Raw genomic sequence first — 14819 nt, forward strand, 5'->3', positions numbered from 1 at the left:
GGGGTTTCTTCTATCTTTGTTTTCTTTCGCCATGAGTGCGTTATTTGAGCTTTGTCCGTTTCGACAGCCTCCTGTCATGCATCTTGTCGGGTCACTGTTTGTTCGTCTGAGAGTAAGGAGAAATCACGTGCTATCTACTGTTTTACTTTTTCCCAAATGCTCGCCTGTCCTGTGCTAAAACTGTCCCTGGATTTAGCCTCTAGCAGTGTTCGATAGTAGTGAGGTAGCTTAGAATCTCACGTCGCTGGAAAAGGCAATCGATGGATTGTTGGCATACAACCTATCCTTGTTAAGCAAAAAGACCAATCCGCCCTGCATGCGGCGTTAACAAGCGTCAGCACCTCTCACGCTAGATATTCGCCATCCAAGCCAGGTGGAGTAATGATCTTCTCCATTGAGTCGCTATAGATGGCCGCTTGTCGTCCAGCGCCAACTGGAGCCTCAGGCTTAGAGGCTTCACCTTGATAGGCTTCAAATCCAGCGGTGCCTCGCCGATACCCTCCTCAAGGAACTTAGCGGCTTTTAAAAGGACTTTCTCGATGCGCTATCCATTTTTTACCCTAACGCTTTTATGTCTAGCGCCCTAAGCGCTCGTTCGTGAGTAACTCAGGGATTTCGCTGGGCCGATCTGGACTCGTCAGGATGTTTGATTAGCAGTTTCTTGATTTTTGGGTGATAAATGGTGCGCATGATATTCCAGAAACGGCTCTGTCTCGGGCTGGCTACACTTCTCTCGACAGTCTTTTTCCTGCCTACGGCGCTCGCGCTGTCGAATGGCTGTGCCGCCGTTAATGGCTTGTCGGGATCCACATCCCTTTCGTTTCAAACCAATAAATACCCCGCTTCACAGTTCTTGGCTGGTGATGCCCTTACGCTGACGTTTACCGATAGCGGTACAGCTGCTGGCGGAAACCCGTCGAGCTCAGATAGTGTTGGTCTGGCACGTTTTAATCTTTCGGGTTTTCAGACTTACAATTCGGCAAACTCGTCGAGTAATACCCCGCATACGGTCAGCATCACCGTGCCCAGCGGAAGTCTTGAGACTAATGGTCTCGCCGTTCGAGCCACCACCTCAAACGGCCAGATCAGCAACCTGGTATTCAACTGCACCAGCACTTCTCAGGTGTCTACCGATGCGACGCTGTCGGGTCTAGCGCTTTCGGCCGGCACGCTGTCTCCCGGCTTCTCCAGCAACACGACCAGCTACACGGCCTCCGTCAGCAATGCCACGACCTCCATTACCGTACGGCCTACCGCGACCGACAGTGGCAGCACCATTACCGTCAACGGGACTGCAGTCGCTTCGGCTAGCAACTCCGCCCCGATCAGCTTGGCGGTAGGCTCCAACAGTGTGTCGGTCGTGGTCACGGCCGCCGATGGCCAGACCACCAAGTCCTATTCCGTCAGCGTGACCCGTGCCGAGGCCGCGCCGGTGGCCAACAACGTGTCCGCCACGGTCGCCGCCAACAGCTCCAACAACAGCATCACGCTATCGATCGCCGGCACGGCCACGTCCGTCGCCGTCGCCTCCGCGGCGAGTCACGGCACGGCCACCGCGTCGGGAACCAGCATCACCTACACCCCGACGGCGGGCTACTCGGGTAGCGACTCCTTCACCTATACCGCGTCCAACGGCTCCGGTACCTCTGCGGCCGCCATGGTCACCCTGACCGTGTCTCGCCCAACATTGACCGTCACACCCGCTTCCGGGGCGTTGCCGGGCGGTCAAGTCGGTGCCCCCTATGTCCAAACGATCATAGGTTCCGGTGGTACTGCGCCTTACACCTATTCGGCCACCGGCTTACCTGCAGGACTTTCGGTGAGCGGATCGGGGACGCTGAGCGGTACACCGACCGCCGCGGGCAGCTATACGCTTTCCATCGTTGTCACGGACGCCTTTGGTGCAAGCGGCACCGCTAACTACACCTTGTCCATCGCGGTGCAGCCTCCCGTGGCAGGGCCGGTCTCGCTGAGCGTGGCCTCCAACAGCAGTAACAATCCCGTGACGCTCAATCTGTCGGGCGGTGCCGCTACCAGTGTTGCGGTGGCCAGCTTGCCGGCACATGGCACGGCAACGGCGTCGGGTCTTTCGATCACCTACACACCAGCCGCGGGTTACGCAGGAGCGGACAGCTTCAGCTACACCGCGACGAACGCCTCGGGCACGTCGGCGGCGGCGACTGTCACCTTGAGCGTCTCTGCGGTCGCACTTACCTTCACTCCGGCCTCGGGGACGCTACCAGCCGGCCAGGTCGGCAGCGGCTACAGCACCTCGCTCCAAGCCGCCGGCGGTACCGCACCTTATCGGTATGCCGCTACCGGCCTGCCTGTCGGCGTGAACCTAGATGCCTCGAGCGGGCAGCTCAGTGGCCTACCTACCGCTGCGGGTACCTACAGTGTGTCGGTCACGGCGACCGATAACGTCGGCAATACCGGCTCGGCGGGCTACAGCCTGATCATCGGGGTCGCAGCCCCCGTGGCTGCGGCGACTTCCGCGACGGTCGCGGCCAACTCCTCGAACAATGTGGTGACCCTGGCGTTGTCGGGTGGCGCGGCGACATCGGTCGCCGTCGTGTCCGCGCCGGGCCATGGCGTGGCGGTTGCCAGCGGGACCAGTATCCGCTACACCCCCAACGCGGGCTTCTCGGGCAGTGACAGTTTCACCTACAGCGCCACCAATGCCAGCGGTAGCTCGGCCGCCGCCAGTGTCTCGATCACCGTGACTGCCAGCGCGCTCGTGCTATCGCCGGCAGCCGGCGCCTTGCCTGCCGCCAGCGTGGGTACCGCCTACCGCCAGGTCTTCAGTGCCAATGGCGGCATCAGCCCTTACCGCTTCAGTGCCACCGGGCTACCGGCGGGGTTTGGCCTGGACGCGAGCTCCGGTAGTCTGTCCGGTACACCGACTAGCATGGGCAGCTTGTCCTTCTCGATCACCGTCACCGATGCCAGCGGTACTCGGGCGAGTGCCAGTTACTCGCTCACCACCAGCGGTGTAGCGCCCAAGGGGGCAGACACTACCATCGCGGTCGCGGCGGGGCAGAGTGTCAGCCTGGACCTGAGCGCGGGTGCCACAGGTGGTCCCTTCACTTCGGCGACGCTGCTGGATACGCCAGCACAAGCGCTGGGCAGCGCGCGCTTGACTGGCACGGCGCTGGAGTTCACGGCGGCAGCCAGGGCCAGCGGCACCGTGGCCCTGCGCTTCACCCTGGCGAACGCCTGGGGCACCTCTCAACCAGCCACCCTGACGCTGCAGATCAATGCACGTACCGATCCCAGTCGCGATGCGGAAGTCGCCGGGGTCTTGAGCGCCCAGACGCAGAGCGCGCAGCAATTCGCCCGGGCGCAAATCAGCAATTTCACCGACCGTTTGGAGCAGCTGCATAGCCTCGATGGCCATCGCAATGTCTTCAATCTGCGCTTCAACCCCACCCAGGCCCAGGCGCGGACACTGCGGAATCCCGCGGACGTCGACGACAACCAGACCGCGCTCGACCCGCTCGCCAGCGTCCAGGCGCTGACGGATAACCAGCAGCGGGTAATGCACGCCTCTTCCGCGGAAAAGGGTAGCCAGCCGCTGCCCAACGGTAATCTCTCGGTATGGACCGGGGGTTATGTGGACTTCGGCAGCACGCGCAATAGCGGTGAAAAAGTCAGCAGCACCACCGTTGGCATCAGCAGTGGCATCGACATTCGCCTGAGTAATGCACTCACGCTTGGCGTGGGCATCGGCCTCGGCAACGACAAGAGCGATATCGGGTCGTCCGGTAGCAACAGCCGTGGCACCTCCTACAGCGTGGCGGCCTACGGCAGTTACCACCCGAATGCGGTGTTCCTCGATGGCATGCTGGGCTACAGCCGGCTGCAATTCGACAGCGAGCGCTTCGTCATCGATAACGGTCGGTACGCCAAGGGCAGGCGTGATGGTGACCAGTTGTTCGGCTCCCTGAGCTCGGGCTATGAAGTAAAAGGCCCCAATTGGCTGGTCTCGCCCTATGGTCGTCTGGATACCTCCACCACCTGGTTGCGCGGGTACAAGGAATCGAATGCCGACAGCTACAACCTCGACTATGCCGAGCAACGTTTCTCGCTGGTCTCGGGTGTGGCCGGTGTAAGAGGGCAGTACGGTGTACCCCTGAGCTGGGCCTATCTCACCTTGCGCTCGCGCCTGGAGTTCAGCCACACCTTCAACTCCGACTCCACCGCCCGGATGGGGTATCTCGACGTCGGTGATTCAACCTATTCGATCACTACGGAGGGATTCGGCGACAACAGATTGTCGACCTCGCTCGGTATCGATCTGCTGTGGGCTTCGGGACTCAGTACGGGGATCGGTTACCAGGGAACGCGCGCGATTGGCGAGCAGTCACGCTCGGATGCGTTCTCGTTGCGGGCGGCCTACCGGTTCTAAGGGTGATGGGCTGGTAGCTCTATCTCGTGCCGGAAGCCTTCCCAGGACCATGATCAGCACCGATAGTCAAGATGCTGGTGGTTGGCAAAGAAGATGAACGCCTCGGGGCTGTTCGACTAAGGTCCCCGAGGCGTTGCAGCTTCTAGACCACCGTCAAACCACGCCGGCTTGCCCCAGGGGTGCGGCCAGAGGCTCTTCCAACCGCTCGGGAATGATCGGCTCGCTACGCCCTGGCGTGAGGATCACCTTGCGGCAGTCTTCCTGTTTCTTGTCGAAGATCTTGTAGCCCTCGACCGCCTGCTCCAGGGACAGACGATGGGTGATGATGGCCTCCGGTGACAGATCGCCACGCTCGATGTGTTCGAGCAGCTCCGGCAGATAGCGCTGCACGTGGGTCTGGCCCATCTTGAAGGTAAGGCCCTTGTCGAAGGCGTCGCCGAACAGGAAGCCGTGGATGAAACCGGCATAGACCCCCGGCACGCTGACGCTGCCGCCGCGGCGGACGGCGGCGATGCACTGGCGCAGGGCCTTGCCGCTGCTGCCTTCCAGCTTGAGGTTGGCGAGGATGGTCTCGGTGGTGCTGCCCTTCGCTTCGAAGCCCACCGCATCCACCACGCCATCCACCCCACGCTTGCCGGGGGTCTGTTCGATGATGGTCGCGGCCGGGTCGTCGTCTTCGTCGAAGTTGATCGGGATGACACCATAGGTCTGCTGGGCGTAGGCCAGGCGATAGGGATGGTGGTCGACCATGAAGATGCGCTCGGCGCCGAGCATCCGGGCGCAGGCCGCCGACAGCAGGCCGACCGGTCCGGCCCCGTAGATGGCGATGCTGGAGCCCTGGCCGATGCCGGCATTGAGCACGGCCTGCCAGGCAGTGGGCAGGATATCGGAGAGGAAGAGTACCTTTTCGTCGGCCAGGGTACCGGGCACCTTGAAGGGGCCGGTGTTGGCCTTGGGCACGCGCACGTATTCGGCCTGGCCACCTGGCACGCCGCCGTAGAGATGGCTGAAGCCGAACAGGGCCGCGCCTGGTGGAATCTGCTTCTTGTTGAGAATGGCGCCACGGCCGGTGTTGGTGGTCTCGCAGGCGGCGTAGAGATCCTGGTTGCAGAAGAAGCAACTACCGCAGGCGATGACGAAGGGGATCACCACGCGATCGCCTTTCTGTACGGCGGTGACCGCTGGCCCGGTTTCCTCGACGATGCCCATGAATTCGTGGCCGAAGATGTCGCCGTGCTCGACGGTGGGAATCTTGCCGCGATACAGGTGCAGGTCCGAGCCGCAGATGGCCGTGGCGGTCACCCGCAGGACGATGTCGTCGGCGTCCTGGATGCTCGGGTCGGGCACGGTATCGACGCGGACATCGTGGGCACCGTGGTAGGTCAAGGCTCGCATGGCGGTCTCCCTCAGGTAGGTTTCACCTAGGGTGGAGGCCGCCGCTTGACGAGCGGTTCCGCGACGTCGGACCGGTGGTATGGCCTCCTGATGGCCGCCGATCAACGATTTTCGCCGCCATCACCCGGGCTAGAGCCGACCAGGCGGGGCGGTGCTAGCGATTGCGGATATAGACGGCCTTGCCGGAGCTGCCATCGGCCGGATCGCGTTCCTGCACCTCGAAACGGTCGCCATGGGCCTTCACCAGGCCACTGAATTTGCGATGACCGTAGAGACGGGCGTCGAAGTCGGGTCGGACCTTGCCAAGGTTGGTGCCGACCAATCCGAGGTTGGCCCAGCCAGCCTCATCGGAGGCATCTTCCACCGCCTGCTCGATCAGCTTGAGGATGCTGCTCAGCTTGGGCTTGCCTCTATTGTTCGTGGCGGTCTTCTCGGTCGGTGCCGTCTCGCGACTCTCTTCGCGCGGCTTGGACCTGAGGATCTCGGTGTAGATGAATCTGTCGCAGGCCGAGACGAAGGGATCCGGCGTCTTCTCCTCGCCAAAGCCATAGACCGTCAGCCCTTCCTCACGCAGTCGCGCGGCCAGGCGAGTGAAGTCGCTGTCGCTGGAGACCAGGCAGAAACCGTCGAAGCGACGGGTGTAGAGCAGGTCCATGGCGTCGATGATCAGGGCGCTGTCGGTAGCGTTCTTGCCCTTGGTGTAGCCGAATTGCTGCACCGGTTGGATGGAGTGGTCCAGCAGCACCTTCTTCCAGCTATTCAGCTGGGGTTGGGTCCAGTCACCGTAGATGCGCTTGACGCTGGCCACCCCGAAGCGGGCGATCTCGGCCATGAGGCCGTCGACGATGGCGGCCGGGGCGTTGTCGGCATCGATCAGCACGGCAAGGCGCGCCTGGCTGGATTCGGAAGGTTTGACGCTCTTGTTCATGGAAACTCCCGTTCGGTTCAGTTCAGTCCCAGCTCCTGCCAGACCTGGGTAGCGGTGTGATGGAGGATGCCGTGGCGGCGGGCCAGGGCTGCACGATCGGCCGAATAGCCACCGCCAATCACCCCTACCACCGGTATATCCGCCGCCAGACAGCGCCGCAAGACGAGGCCGTCGCGGGCGGCGAGACCGGCATCGGTCAGGTCGAGATAGCCCAGGGCATCGTCGCGATGGACGTCCACGCCGGCGTCATAGAGCACCACGTCCGGTTGATAGAGGGGCAACAGGTAGTTCAGGGCATCGTCGAGCACCCGCAGGTAACCGGAGTCGTCGAGGCCGCGGGGCAGGGGGATGTCCCAGTCGCTCTTGGCCTTGCGCGCTGGATAGTTGGAGGCGCAGTGCAGCGACACGGTCACGGCGTCCGGCACCTCGGCGAGGAGGCGCGCCGTGCCATCGCCCTGGTGCACATCGCAATCCAGGATCAGCACTCGTCCGGCGCGCCCGCTTTCCAGCAACGACAGGGCCAGGATCGCCAGATCGTTGAAGATGCAGAAGCCGGCCGGATGGTCGTGGTGGGCATGGTGGGTGCCCCCGGCGAGATGACAGGCCAGGCCATGGCGCAGGGCCAGTTCCAGGGTCAGCAGGGAGCCGCCCACGGCGCGGATGGTCCGGCGCACCAGCGGCTCGCTCCAGGGCAGGCCCAGCTGGCGCTGCAGCGGCGGCGCCAGTTCGCCGGCCTGGAAGGCGCGGATGTAGTCAGGGGCATGGGCCAGGGCGAGCAGCTCGTCCGGGCAGAGCTCGGGGCGGTGCCAGTTGTCCGCGCCCAGGAGGCCGCTGGCGCTCAGGTGCTCGTGCAGCAGGCGGAATTTCTCCATCGGAAAGCGATGGCCGGCGGGGAAGGGCGGACTGTAGTCCTCGTGGTAGACCAGCGGCAGGCGGGCGCTCAAATCACCAACAGCTCCAGGATGAACCAGACGATACCGCTGCAGAAGCCCAGTGCCAGCAGGAACAGCAGGCCGTCACGGGCGATCAGCGACAGCGCGAAGGAAGTCAGCGCCAGACCCGCCGTGGTATTGGCGAAGGGCACCAGGTCCAGCACCGGCATGGTCGCCGCGATCAGGATGCAGAGCAGGGCGGTGACGAAGTGCGCCGGCCGCGAGGTGAGCACCCGCATGCGTGACTTGACCACCTTGTCCACCCAGCGGGCGGGCTTCTGCAGCAGTCGGAGCGACTTGCGCAGTTTGCGCCGCGAGACGTTGCGTTGCAGTACCCAGCGTGGCAGCCAGAAGTGGTCGCGCCCGAGCAGCAACTGGCCACTCACCAGCATCACGAAGACGGCGATGGCCGTGGCGATCCCCGGAATGCCGGTGAGTGGCGAGATGGCCAGCACGCCGGGCAGCAGGATCATGGGACCGAAGGAGCGACTGCCGATGGCGTCGATCAGGTGATGCACCGACACCTGTTCGGGACTGTTGCCTACCCGTTCCAGGCAGGCGAGAAAGCTCTGCAGATCGACCGGCCCATCCTGCCCGGTATCGCAGCTGACCGGTTCGCGCTCCAGGGCCTCGTCCTTCATGGACGGGCGACATCCAGCAGATGGCGGACCGAGCGCGTCAGGTCCTGGCGGCCATAGGGCTTGTTGAGGATGGGGAAGCGCTCGCCGTTGCCCTCTTCGAGTTCGAGGGCGTTGTTGGCATAGCCGGTGGTGAGCAGGATGCGCAGGGTAGGCTGGCGCCGTTGCGCCTCCTTGGCCAGCATCACGCCGTTCATGCCACCCGGCATGATCAGGTCGCTGAACAGCAGGTCGATGGACGTCTCCCGTGCCAGCAGGTCCAACGCCTGCTGGCCGTTGTGGGCGACGTACACCTGGTAGCCCGCCTCCTCGAGAATCGCCTGGGCGAGGGCCGCCACGTCGGGGCGGTCATCCACTACCAGGACGGTCTCCGAGCCGCCGCTGTCCTCGTGCAGGGTCGGCAGGGGCGTCGGATGCTCGCGCGCCTCGTCTTCCGAGACCGGGAAATACAGCCGTACCGAGGTGCCGACGCCTTCTTCGGAATAGAGCCGGACCAGGCCGCCCGACTGCTTGAGGAAACCGTAGACCGTGGACAGCCCGAGACCGCTGCCCTGGCCTTCTTCGCGGGTGGTGAAGAAGGGGTCCAGGGCGCGTCCGAGGATGTCGGTGGACATTCCACAGCCGGTATCGGTCAGGGCGATACAGACATAGTGTCCCTGCGACAGCCCGCCGTGGGCCAGGTCCTGGCCGGTGATCTCCACGTTCAGGGTTTCCAGCGTGAGGGTGCCGGTACCCCGCTCCAGCATCGCCAGCCGCGCGTTGTCGACGATGTTGAGCAGCGCCGTTTCCAGCTGGATAGGGTCCAGACGGCAGTTCCATAGGGCCGGTGCGGGGCGGAAGATGAAGCGGAAGGGCGCGCCCAGGGCCTGGGCCAGGCGTCCCTGGCGACCCTCGATGAGCTTGTTGAGATCCACCGCGCGACCGGTCAGGCGCTGCTTGCGCGCGAAGGCGAGCAATTGCTGCGTCAGGGTCGCGGCGCGATTCACCGCCTCACGGGTATTGTCGACATGGCGCTTGGCCTTGTCGCGATCGAGCTCCGCCCTATCCAGATTGATCCGGAGGATGTCCAGGTAGCCGACCATGACCTGCAGCAGGTTATTGAAGTCGTGGGCGATACCGCCGGTCAGTTGGCCGAGTGCCTCCATCTTCTGCGCCTGGCGCAGGGCATCCTCGGCGTCGCGTCGCCGGGATACGTCCAATTGCGAGGCGAAGTAGTATATGAGCTCGCCCTGGGGATCGAGGACCGGCGAAATGAACAGCGCATTCCAGAAGGTGGTGCCGTCCTTGCGATAGTTCAGCAGTTCGACGTTGCAATCGCGCTGCTCGTGCAGTGCCTGGCGAATCTCGGCGAGATGATCCTGGCGGGTGTCGGGGCCTTGCAGGAAGCGGCAGTTGCGCCCCAGCACCTCCTCCAGCGCATAACCGGTGGTACGCAGGAAGGCCTCGTTGGCGAAGATGATGGGATTGTCCGGCTGATGCGGGTCCGTCACAATCATCGGCATCCGCGTCTTCTTCACCGCAGCGAAGAAGATGTCGTTGTGTCCGAGCCCCTTGCCCAGTTCCGTGATCAGCGAGGACGCGGATGAGGCGGAAAACGAGGTGGCTGAGGTTTCGGTCATGAAAGGACGCCTGCGATGGGACAGCAATACCTTCATTGTGACCATTATTCCGCCGACATGCTCCACCAATCGTCGTTATACGATGACCACGTCGCGTCGATCGAGGGGCCATCGCCCTGGGCCTGACCGGTTTTGCGTATGATGACGGCTCTCTGTCAAGGAACCCTCCCCATGAGCAAGGTGCTGGACAACCTGGTCGATCTGCTGACCCTCGAATCCCTGGCTCCCGACCTGTATCGGGGCGGTAGCCAGGACCTCGGCTTTCCACAGCTATTCGGCGGGCAAGTGCTGGGGCAGGCGCTATCGGCGGCCAGCCAGACCATGGCGGTGGAGCGGCGGGTGCATTCCCTGCACGGCTACTTCCTGCGCGCCGGCTCGGCGGCGGAACCGGTCACCTATCAGGTGGATCGCATCCGTGACGGCGGCAGCTTCTCCACGCGCCGCGTCACCGCCTTCCAGGGCGAGCAGCCGATCTTCTTCTGCAGCGCCTCCTTTCATATAGAAGAGCCGGGCTTCGAGCACCAGACGACCATGCCGGACGTGCCGGCACCCGAGACCCTGCAATCGGAGATCGCCCACGCGCAGAAGTACGCCGAGCTGATTCCTGCACCCTTGCGCGACAAACTGCTGGGGCCGCGACCGATCGAAATGCGGCCGGTGGTCTTCACCGATCCCTTCAAGCCCGAGCCGAGCGAACCGGTCCGCCACGTCTGGTTCCGCGCCACCGGCGACCTGCCCGACCAGCCGGCCCTGCACCGCTACCTGCTGGCTTACGCCTCGGATTTCAATCTGTTGCCCAGCTCGCTGTTGCCCCATGGCACCAGCTTCTGGGATCGTTCGCTGCAGATCGCCAGCCTCGATCACGCGGTCTGGTTCCATCGCGACTTCCGCCTCGACGACTGGCTGTTGTACGCCATCGACAGTCCCTGGGCAGGCGGCGCCCGCGGCCTCTGCCGCGGCAGCATCTACGATCGGGCCGGCCAGCTGGTGGCCTCGGTCGCCCAGGAAGGCCTGATTCGCAAGCGTGGTTGAGATCGACCCGTCTAGCTGGCTATTTACGCGGTACGCTTATAGGCTCTTGCCTGAAGGACCGGATGCCCGTCCGCCGGGCGTCCAGACACATCTTATAGTTGAGGCATCGTTCTTGAATCGACTCGAGCGCGTCGTAACCGGTATCCAGGGGCTGGATGAGATCTTGAAAGGAGGCCTGGTCGCAGGCGCGTCCTATGTCATCCAGGGTCGACCGGGCTCCGGCAAATCGATCATGGCCAACCAGATCGCCTTCAACCACGTGCGCAATGGCGGCCGGGTGCTCTTTGCCACCATGTTGTCGGAAACCCACGAGCGGATGTTCCAGTTCTTCTCCACGCTGGATTTCTTCGACCGCTCCTGCATCGGCGACCAGGTCCAGTATCTCAGTGCCTTCGATACCATGGAAGGCGAGGGGCTGGACGAGGTGGTCCGCTTGCTGCGCCGGGAAATCAGCCGGCAGAAGGCCAGCCTGCTGGTGGTGGACGGTCTGCTCAATGCCCGTTCACGCGCCGAAACCCCCATCGATACCAAGAAATTCATCGCCGAACTCCAGGGCCATGCCGCCTTCGCCGGCTGCACGGTGATCTTCCTCACCAGCGCCCGCCTGGAAGACGGCAGCCCCGAACACACCATGGTCGACGGGGTGCTGGACCTGCACGAGGAAGAGATCGGCAGTCGCAGCATCCGCCGCCTGGCGCTACGCAAGACCCGCGGCAGCGCCGCCCTGCCAGGCTTTCACGAATTCACCATCTCCGATGCCGGCATCACCGTGTTCCCACGCCTGGAAACCCTCTATCGCGACCCTTCGGCGGGTGCCACCTACAGGGTCAGCAACGCCCGGGTGACCAGCGGCATCGCCTCCCTGGACGCCATGGTCGACCAGGGGCTGCCGGAGAGTTCGACGACGCTGCTGATAGGACCCTCGGGTGCCGGCAAGACCTCCCTCTGTCTGAATTTCCTCGCCGCCTGCACCCCCGAGGCCCCAGGGCTGATGTTCGGCTTCTACGAGCCGCCGGAGCGCTTGCATCTCAAGGCTGGCTCGCTCGGTCTCGACCTGGCCGGTCGTGTGGACGAGGGGGCGCTGCATCTGCATTGGCAGCCCACCACGGAGCTGCGTATCGACGACGTCGGTCACCAGCTGCTGACGCTGATCAAGCAGCATGGCATCAAGCGTCTGGTGATCGATAGCCTTGGCGCCATCGCTCGCTTCGCCATCCCGCAAGGACGGCTCATCGAATACTTCAGCGCCCTACTGAACGAGCTGCGCACCCAAGGCGTCACAGTTCTAGCCACCTGGGAGCTGCGCGACGTGTTTGGCGCCGACATCTCGGCCCCGGCGCCCGAACTTTCCAGCATGGTGGACAATCTGATTCTGCTGCGCTTCGTCGAGGCTGAGGCGGAAATCAAGCGGGTCCTGTCCATCCTCAAGGTGAGGGACAGCCTCTACGACCCTTCGCTGTGCGAACTGGTGATAGGCCACTCGGGAATCGAACTGAAAAAGGCGTTCAAAGACATGGTGAAGGTTCTTTCAGGTTCAGCCATGCCCTCAGCGCAACCATGATCGCGTCGGAGGGGAGAGTTTCCGCATGACGACGATACTGGTAGTCGATGACGAATTTCTGATAGCAGACATCCTGGCCTTCGCCCTCGAGGACGAAGGCTACATGGTGGTCAAAGCGAGCAACGGTCGCCGGGCGCTGGACGTATTCGATCGCGAACTACCGTCACTGGTCATCACCGACTTCATGATGCCGGTCATGAATGGCCGTGAATTGGCCGAAGCATTGCGCGAGCGGCAAGGCCTGCAACATCTGCCGATCATCCTCATGAGCGGTGCCCAGGCGCATCTGGCCCAGGAGAGCTCCGAGCTGTTCGACGCTGTCTTCCAGAAGCCCTTCAACATCGGGGAAATCGTCGACACCGTACGCCAGCACCTGCTGACCACGGACGAGTGAAGCGCCCTCAATGCAAAAGGCCTGCTCGCGCAGGCCTTTTGCATTGAGGGCTGGCATGGTTGCCAGCCCCGCGTCCCCTATCAGGAACGCGAAAGCAGTACGCCGAGCACGAAGCCGATGCCGCCGGCGACGGCCAGGGCGGTGAAGGGCTTGTCGGCTGTCACGTTGCGCGCAGTGTCAATGGCCTGGCCATACTGCTGCTGCAGTTTGCCTTCCAGTTGCCGGGCCTTGCCCTCGGCTTGCCAGTCGGCATTGCCGGTGGCGGCGCCGAAACTGTCCTGGACTTTGCCGGTGGCGTCCTTGGCATTGCCTATGATTTGATCGGTATTCATGAATGCACCTCGTGTTGTGGAAACGGAAGAGGTCATGCCAAGCGGCATGCTTCCTCTATTGATCCGCGCCAGACGCATTTCGTTCAGGTCAATTTGCCGTTCGCGACCACCATCGCGGTTCCTGCCGAGAGGATCCATGACCCCGAGCCGTCCTTTTGCCTTCTGTCTGCTCTCCCTGTTGGCCGGCTGCGCCGCCCAGCAGCCCCCTGAAACCGCCCCCGACGCCGATGGCCTCTTCGCCCGGCCGGTGGTCGCCGAGAGCGCCCTGCGCGACGGCTCCCGTCTGCAAGTGGCGCTGGCCCTGCCGGAAGGTGGCAGTGCCCTGGTGGCCCTCGACTGCGTCCGGGACGAGGCCAGGCTGCTCTATCTGGACGGTGCCCAGCGCGTCTATCCCGGGCGCGTGAATGGCTATGCCGCGCCGCTATCCCTGAGCGCAGCCAAGGTCGCGGTCCTCAAGGGCAATCCCGGGGTGCAGGCGCTCTGTGCTCAGCCGGCCAATACCGATTGGCGCACCCTGGCCACGGCGGCGGGGGGCGATGCCCTGGTGCTGGATCGCAATAGCCTGGTCGATGCCGGCGGTGTGCGCCGGTTCTGGGGTGGCCAACAGCTGGCGGCGGCGATCCAGACTCCGCGCTATGGCGCCCCCGTGCGCCAGTGGCGAGAGTCCCTGGCTGCGGACTGCACCGCGCGGCGTTACGTCCTGCTCGCCCGTTACGGTCTCGATGACGGCGGACTGATCACCGACGGCCAGTCGGTAGATCTGACCCAGGAGGCCTTCGCCGCTGCGCCGGCGGAACGCCGTACCCTGCTGGAAACCGCCTGTGATCGTCGTGACGCCCTGCTGGCCGCTCCGCGGTTGCGCGCTGTCACCGCGCCGGCCGTAACGCCTGCCGTCGCGGCGCCCCTGGCCGAGCTGCCCGCCGTCCAGCCGCAGCCGATGCAGGCGCTCCAGGCCCTGATCCTCCCTCCTGCGCGAAGCGGCGTGCAGCGCTATGTGGAGGAAGGGGAAAGCCGCTACGACGGCCAGACGCATCCCTATCGGGAGGAGGTTCAGGTCAAGGCGGTGGGTACGTCGGGCCTGCTGCGCCTCACCGCAGCGGGCAAGCGGGCGCGGGTGGATGCGCTGAATTGGCGCGGCCTGCTCGACCTGGTGCGTCGTACTCGGGTCGACAACGGCAACCTGCCGGTCGAGGAACTGGCCGTTCTCGAGCAACTGAGCTTCACCGGTGATTGGCGCACCCTCGCGGTCGGCAGCCAGGTCGGCTACCAGGCACGGCAGGCGCTGAGTGGCACCCTCAAGCAGACCGAGCGCCGCGAACTCAAGGTGTCCTGCCAGGTGGTAAGCGAAGGCGATGCGCGCCAGGTCCTGGCGTCGCTGAGCGGTCGCGCCAAGGTCCTCGATTGTCGTCACGGGGACGCGAGCGACGGGCCCCGCAGTCGCTGGGTATACCTGCAGGACTATGGCTTCTTCCACATGACCAGCGTCGGCGCGGGCGGTCCCATGGGCCTGGAAAAGCACCTGATTGAATGGCAGTAGTCCGGGCCAAAGCACCTGGCGGAGCAGAAACAGCTGATGAGGA

General features: G+C 63.8%; 11 protein-coding genes. 5 read left to right on the forward strand and 6 right to left on the reverse strand.

Features of this window, described 5'->3' with window-relative positions; genetic code table 11:
- Nucleotides 1–688: 688 nt before the first annotated feature.
- Nucleotides 689–4408 (forward strand): autotransporter domain-containing protein, encoded by a 3720-nt coding sequence (locus tag AR540_RS25630; protein ID WP_236712013.1) that lies wholly within the window; start codon nt 689–691, stop codon nt 4406–4408.
- Nucleotides 4409–4561: 153 nt separating this feature from the next.
- Here AR540_RS25630 and AR540_RS07510 read toward each other — a convergent pair whose 3' ends face one another.
- The 5 genes from AR540_RS07510 to AR540_RS07530 all read right to left on the reverse strand — a co-directional run bounded on the left by AR540_RS07510 (nt 4562) and on the right by AR540_RS07530 (nt 9920).
- Nucleotides 4562–5803 carry a zinc-dependent alcohol dehydrogenase gene (locus AR540_RS07510; protein ID WP_059227475.1) on the reverse strand — a complete coding sequence of 414 codons (1242 nt, stop codon included), beginning with the start codon at nt 5801–5803 and terminating at the stop codon, nt 4562–4564.
- Between the two features lie 154 nt (nt 5804–5957).
- Entirely contained in the window at nt 5958–6731 is a 774-nt protein-coding gene (locus tag AR540_RS07515) for an NYN domain-containing protein (protein ID WP_059227477.1), read from the reverse strand.
- Between the two features lie 17 nt (nt 6732–6748).
- Complete coding sequence (locus AR540_RS07520; RefSeq protein WP_059227479.1) at nt 6749–7675, reverse strand: histone deacetylase family protein; 927 nt, start codon at nt 7673–7675, stop codon at nt 6749–6751.
- On the reverse strand, nt 7672–8304 hold the full coding sequence (locus AR540_RS07525) for an exopolysaccharide biosynthesis protein (protein WP_059227481.1): 633 nt from the start codon (nt 8302–8304) through the stop codon (nt 7672–7674). Before AR540_RS07525 ends, AR540_RS07520 begins: the two co-directional genes overlap by 4 nt.
- On the reverse strand, nt 8301–9920 hold the full coding sequence (locus AR540_RS07530; protein ID WP_059227483.1) for a histidine kinase famiy protein: 1620 nt from the start codon (nt 9918–9920) through the stop codon (nt 8301–8303). Before AR540_RS07530 ends, AR540_RS07525 begins: the two co-directional genes overlap by 4 nt.
- A gap of 171 nt (nt 9921–10091) precedes the next feature.
- Here AR540_RS07530 and tesB point away from each other — a divergent pair, with 171 nt between their 5' ends.
- The 3 genes from tesB (at nt 10092) to AR540_RS07545 (ending at nt 12907) form a co-directional block, all read left to right on the forward strand.
- The gene (gene tesB / locus AR540_RS07535) at nt 10092–10952 is read left to right on the forward strand and encodes an acyl-CoA thioesterase II (RefSeq protein WP_059227485.1); all 861 of its coding nucleotides are present in this window, start codon (nt 10092–10094) and stop codon (nt 10950–10952) included.
- 112 nt (nt 10953–11064) lie between these two features.
- Complete coding sequence (locus AR540_RS07540; RefSeq protein WP_059227487.1) at nt 11065–12513, forward strand: ATPase domain-containing protein; 1449 nt, start codon at nt 11065–11067, stop codon at nt 12511–12513.
- A 25-nt stretch (nt 12514–12538) separates the two neighbouring features.
- Nucleotides 12539–12907 (forward strand): response regulator, encoded by a 369-nt coding sequence (locus tag AR540_RS07545; protein WP_059227488.1) that lies wholly within the window; start codon nt 12539–12541, stop codon nt 12905–12907.
- A gap of 80 nt (nt 12908–12987) precedes the next feature.
- Here the strand turns inward: AR540_RS07545 and AR540_RS07550 are convergent, their stop codons facing one another.
- The gene (locus AR540_RS07550) at nt 12988–13239 is read right to left on the reverse strand and encodes a CsbD family protein (protein WP_059227490.1); all 252 of its coding nucleotides are present in this window, start codon (nt 13237–13239) and stop codon (nt 12988–12990) included.
- Between the two features lie 136 nt (nt 13240–13375).
- Here AR540_RS07550 and AR540_RS07555 point away from each other — a divergent pair, with 136 nt between their 5' ends.
- Entirely contained in the window at nt 13376–14776 is a 1401-nt protein-coding gene (locus AR540_RS07555) for a hypothetical protein (RefSeq protein ID WP_059227493.1), read from the forward strand.
- Nucleotides 14777–14819: the final 43 nt, after the last annotated feature.

It is taken from the genome of Pseudomonas sp. EpS/L25 (genome assembly GCF_001512295.1).
GTDB lineage: Bacteria > Pseudomonadota > Gammaproteobacteria > Pseudomonadales > Pseudomonadaceae > Chryseomonas.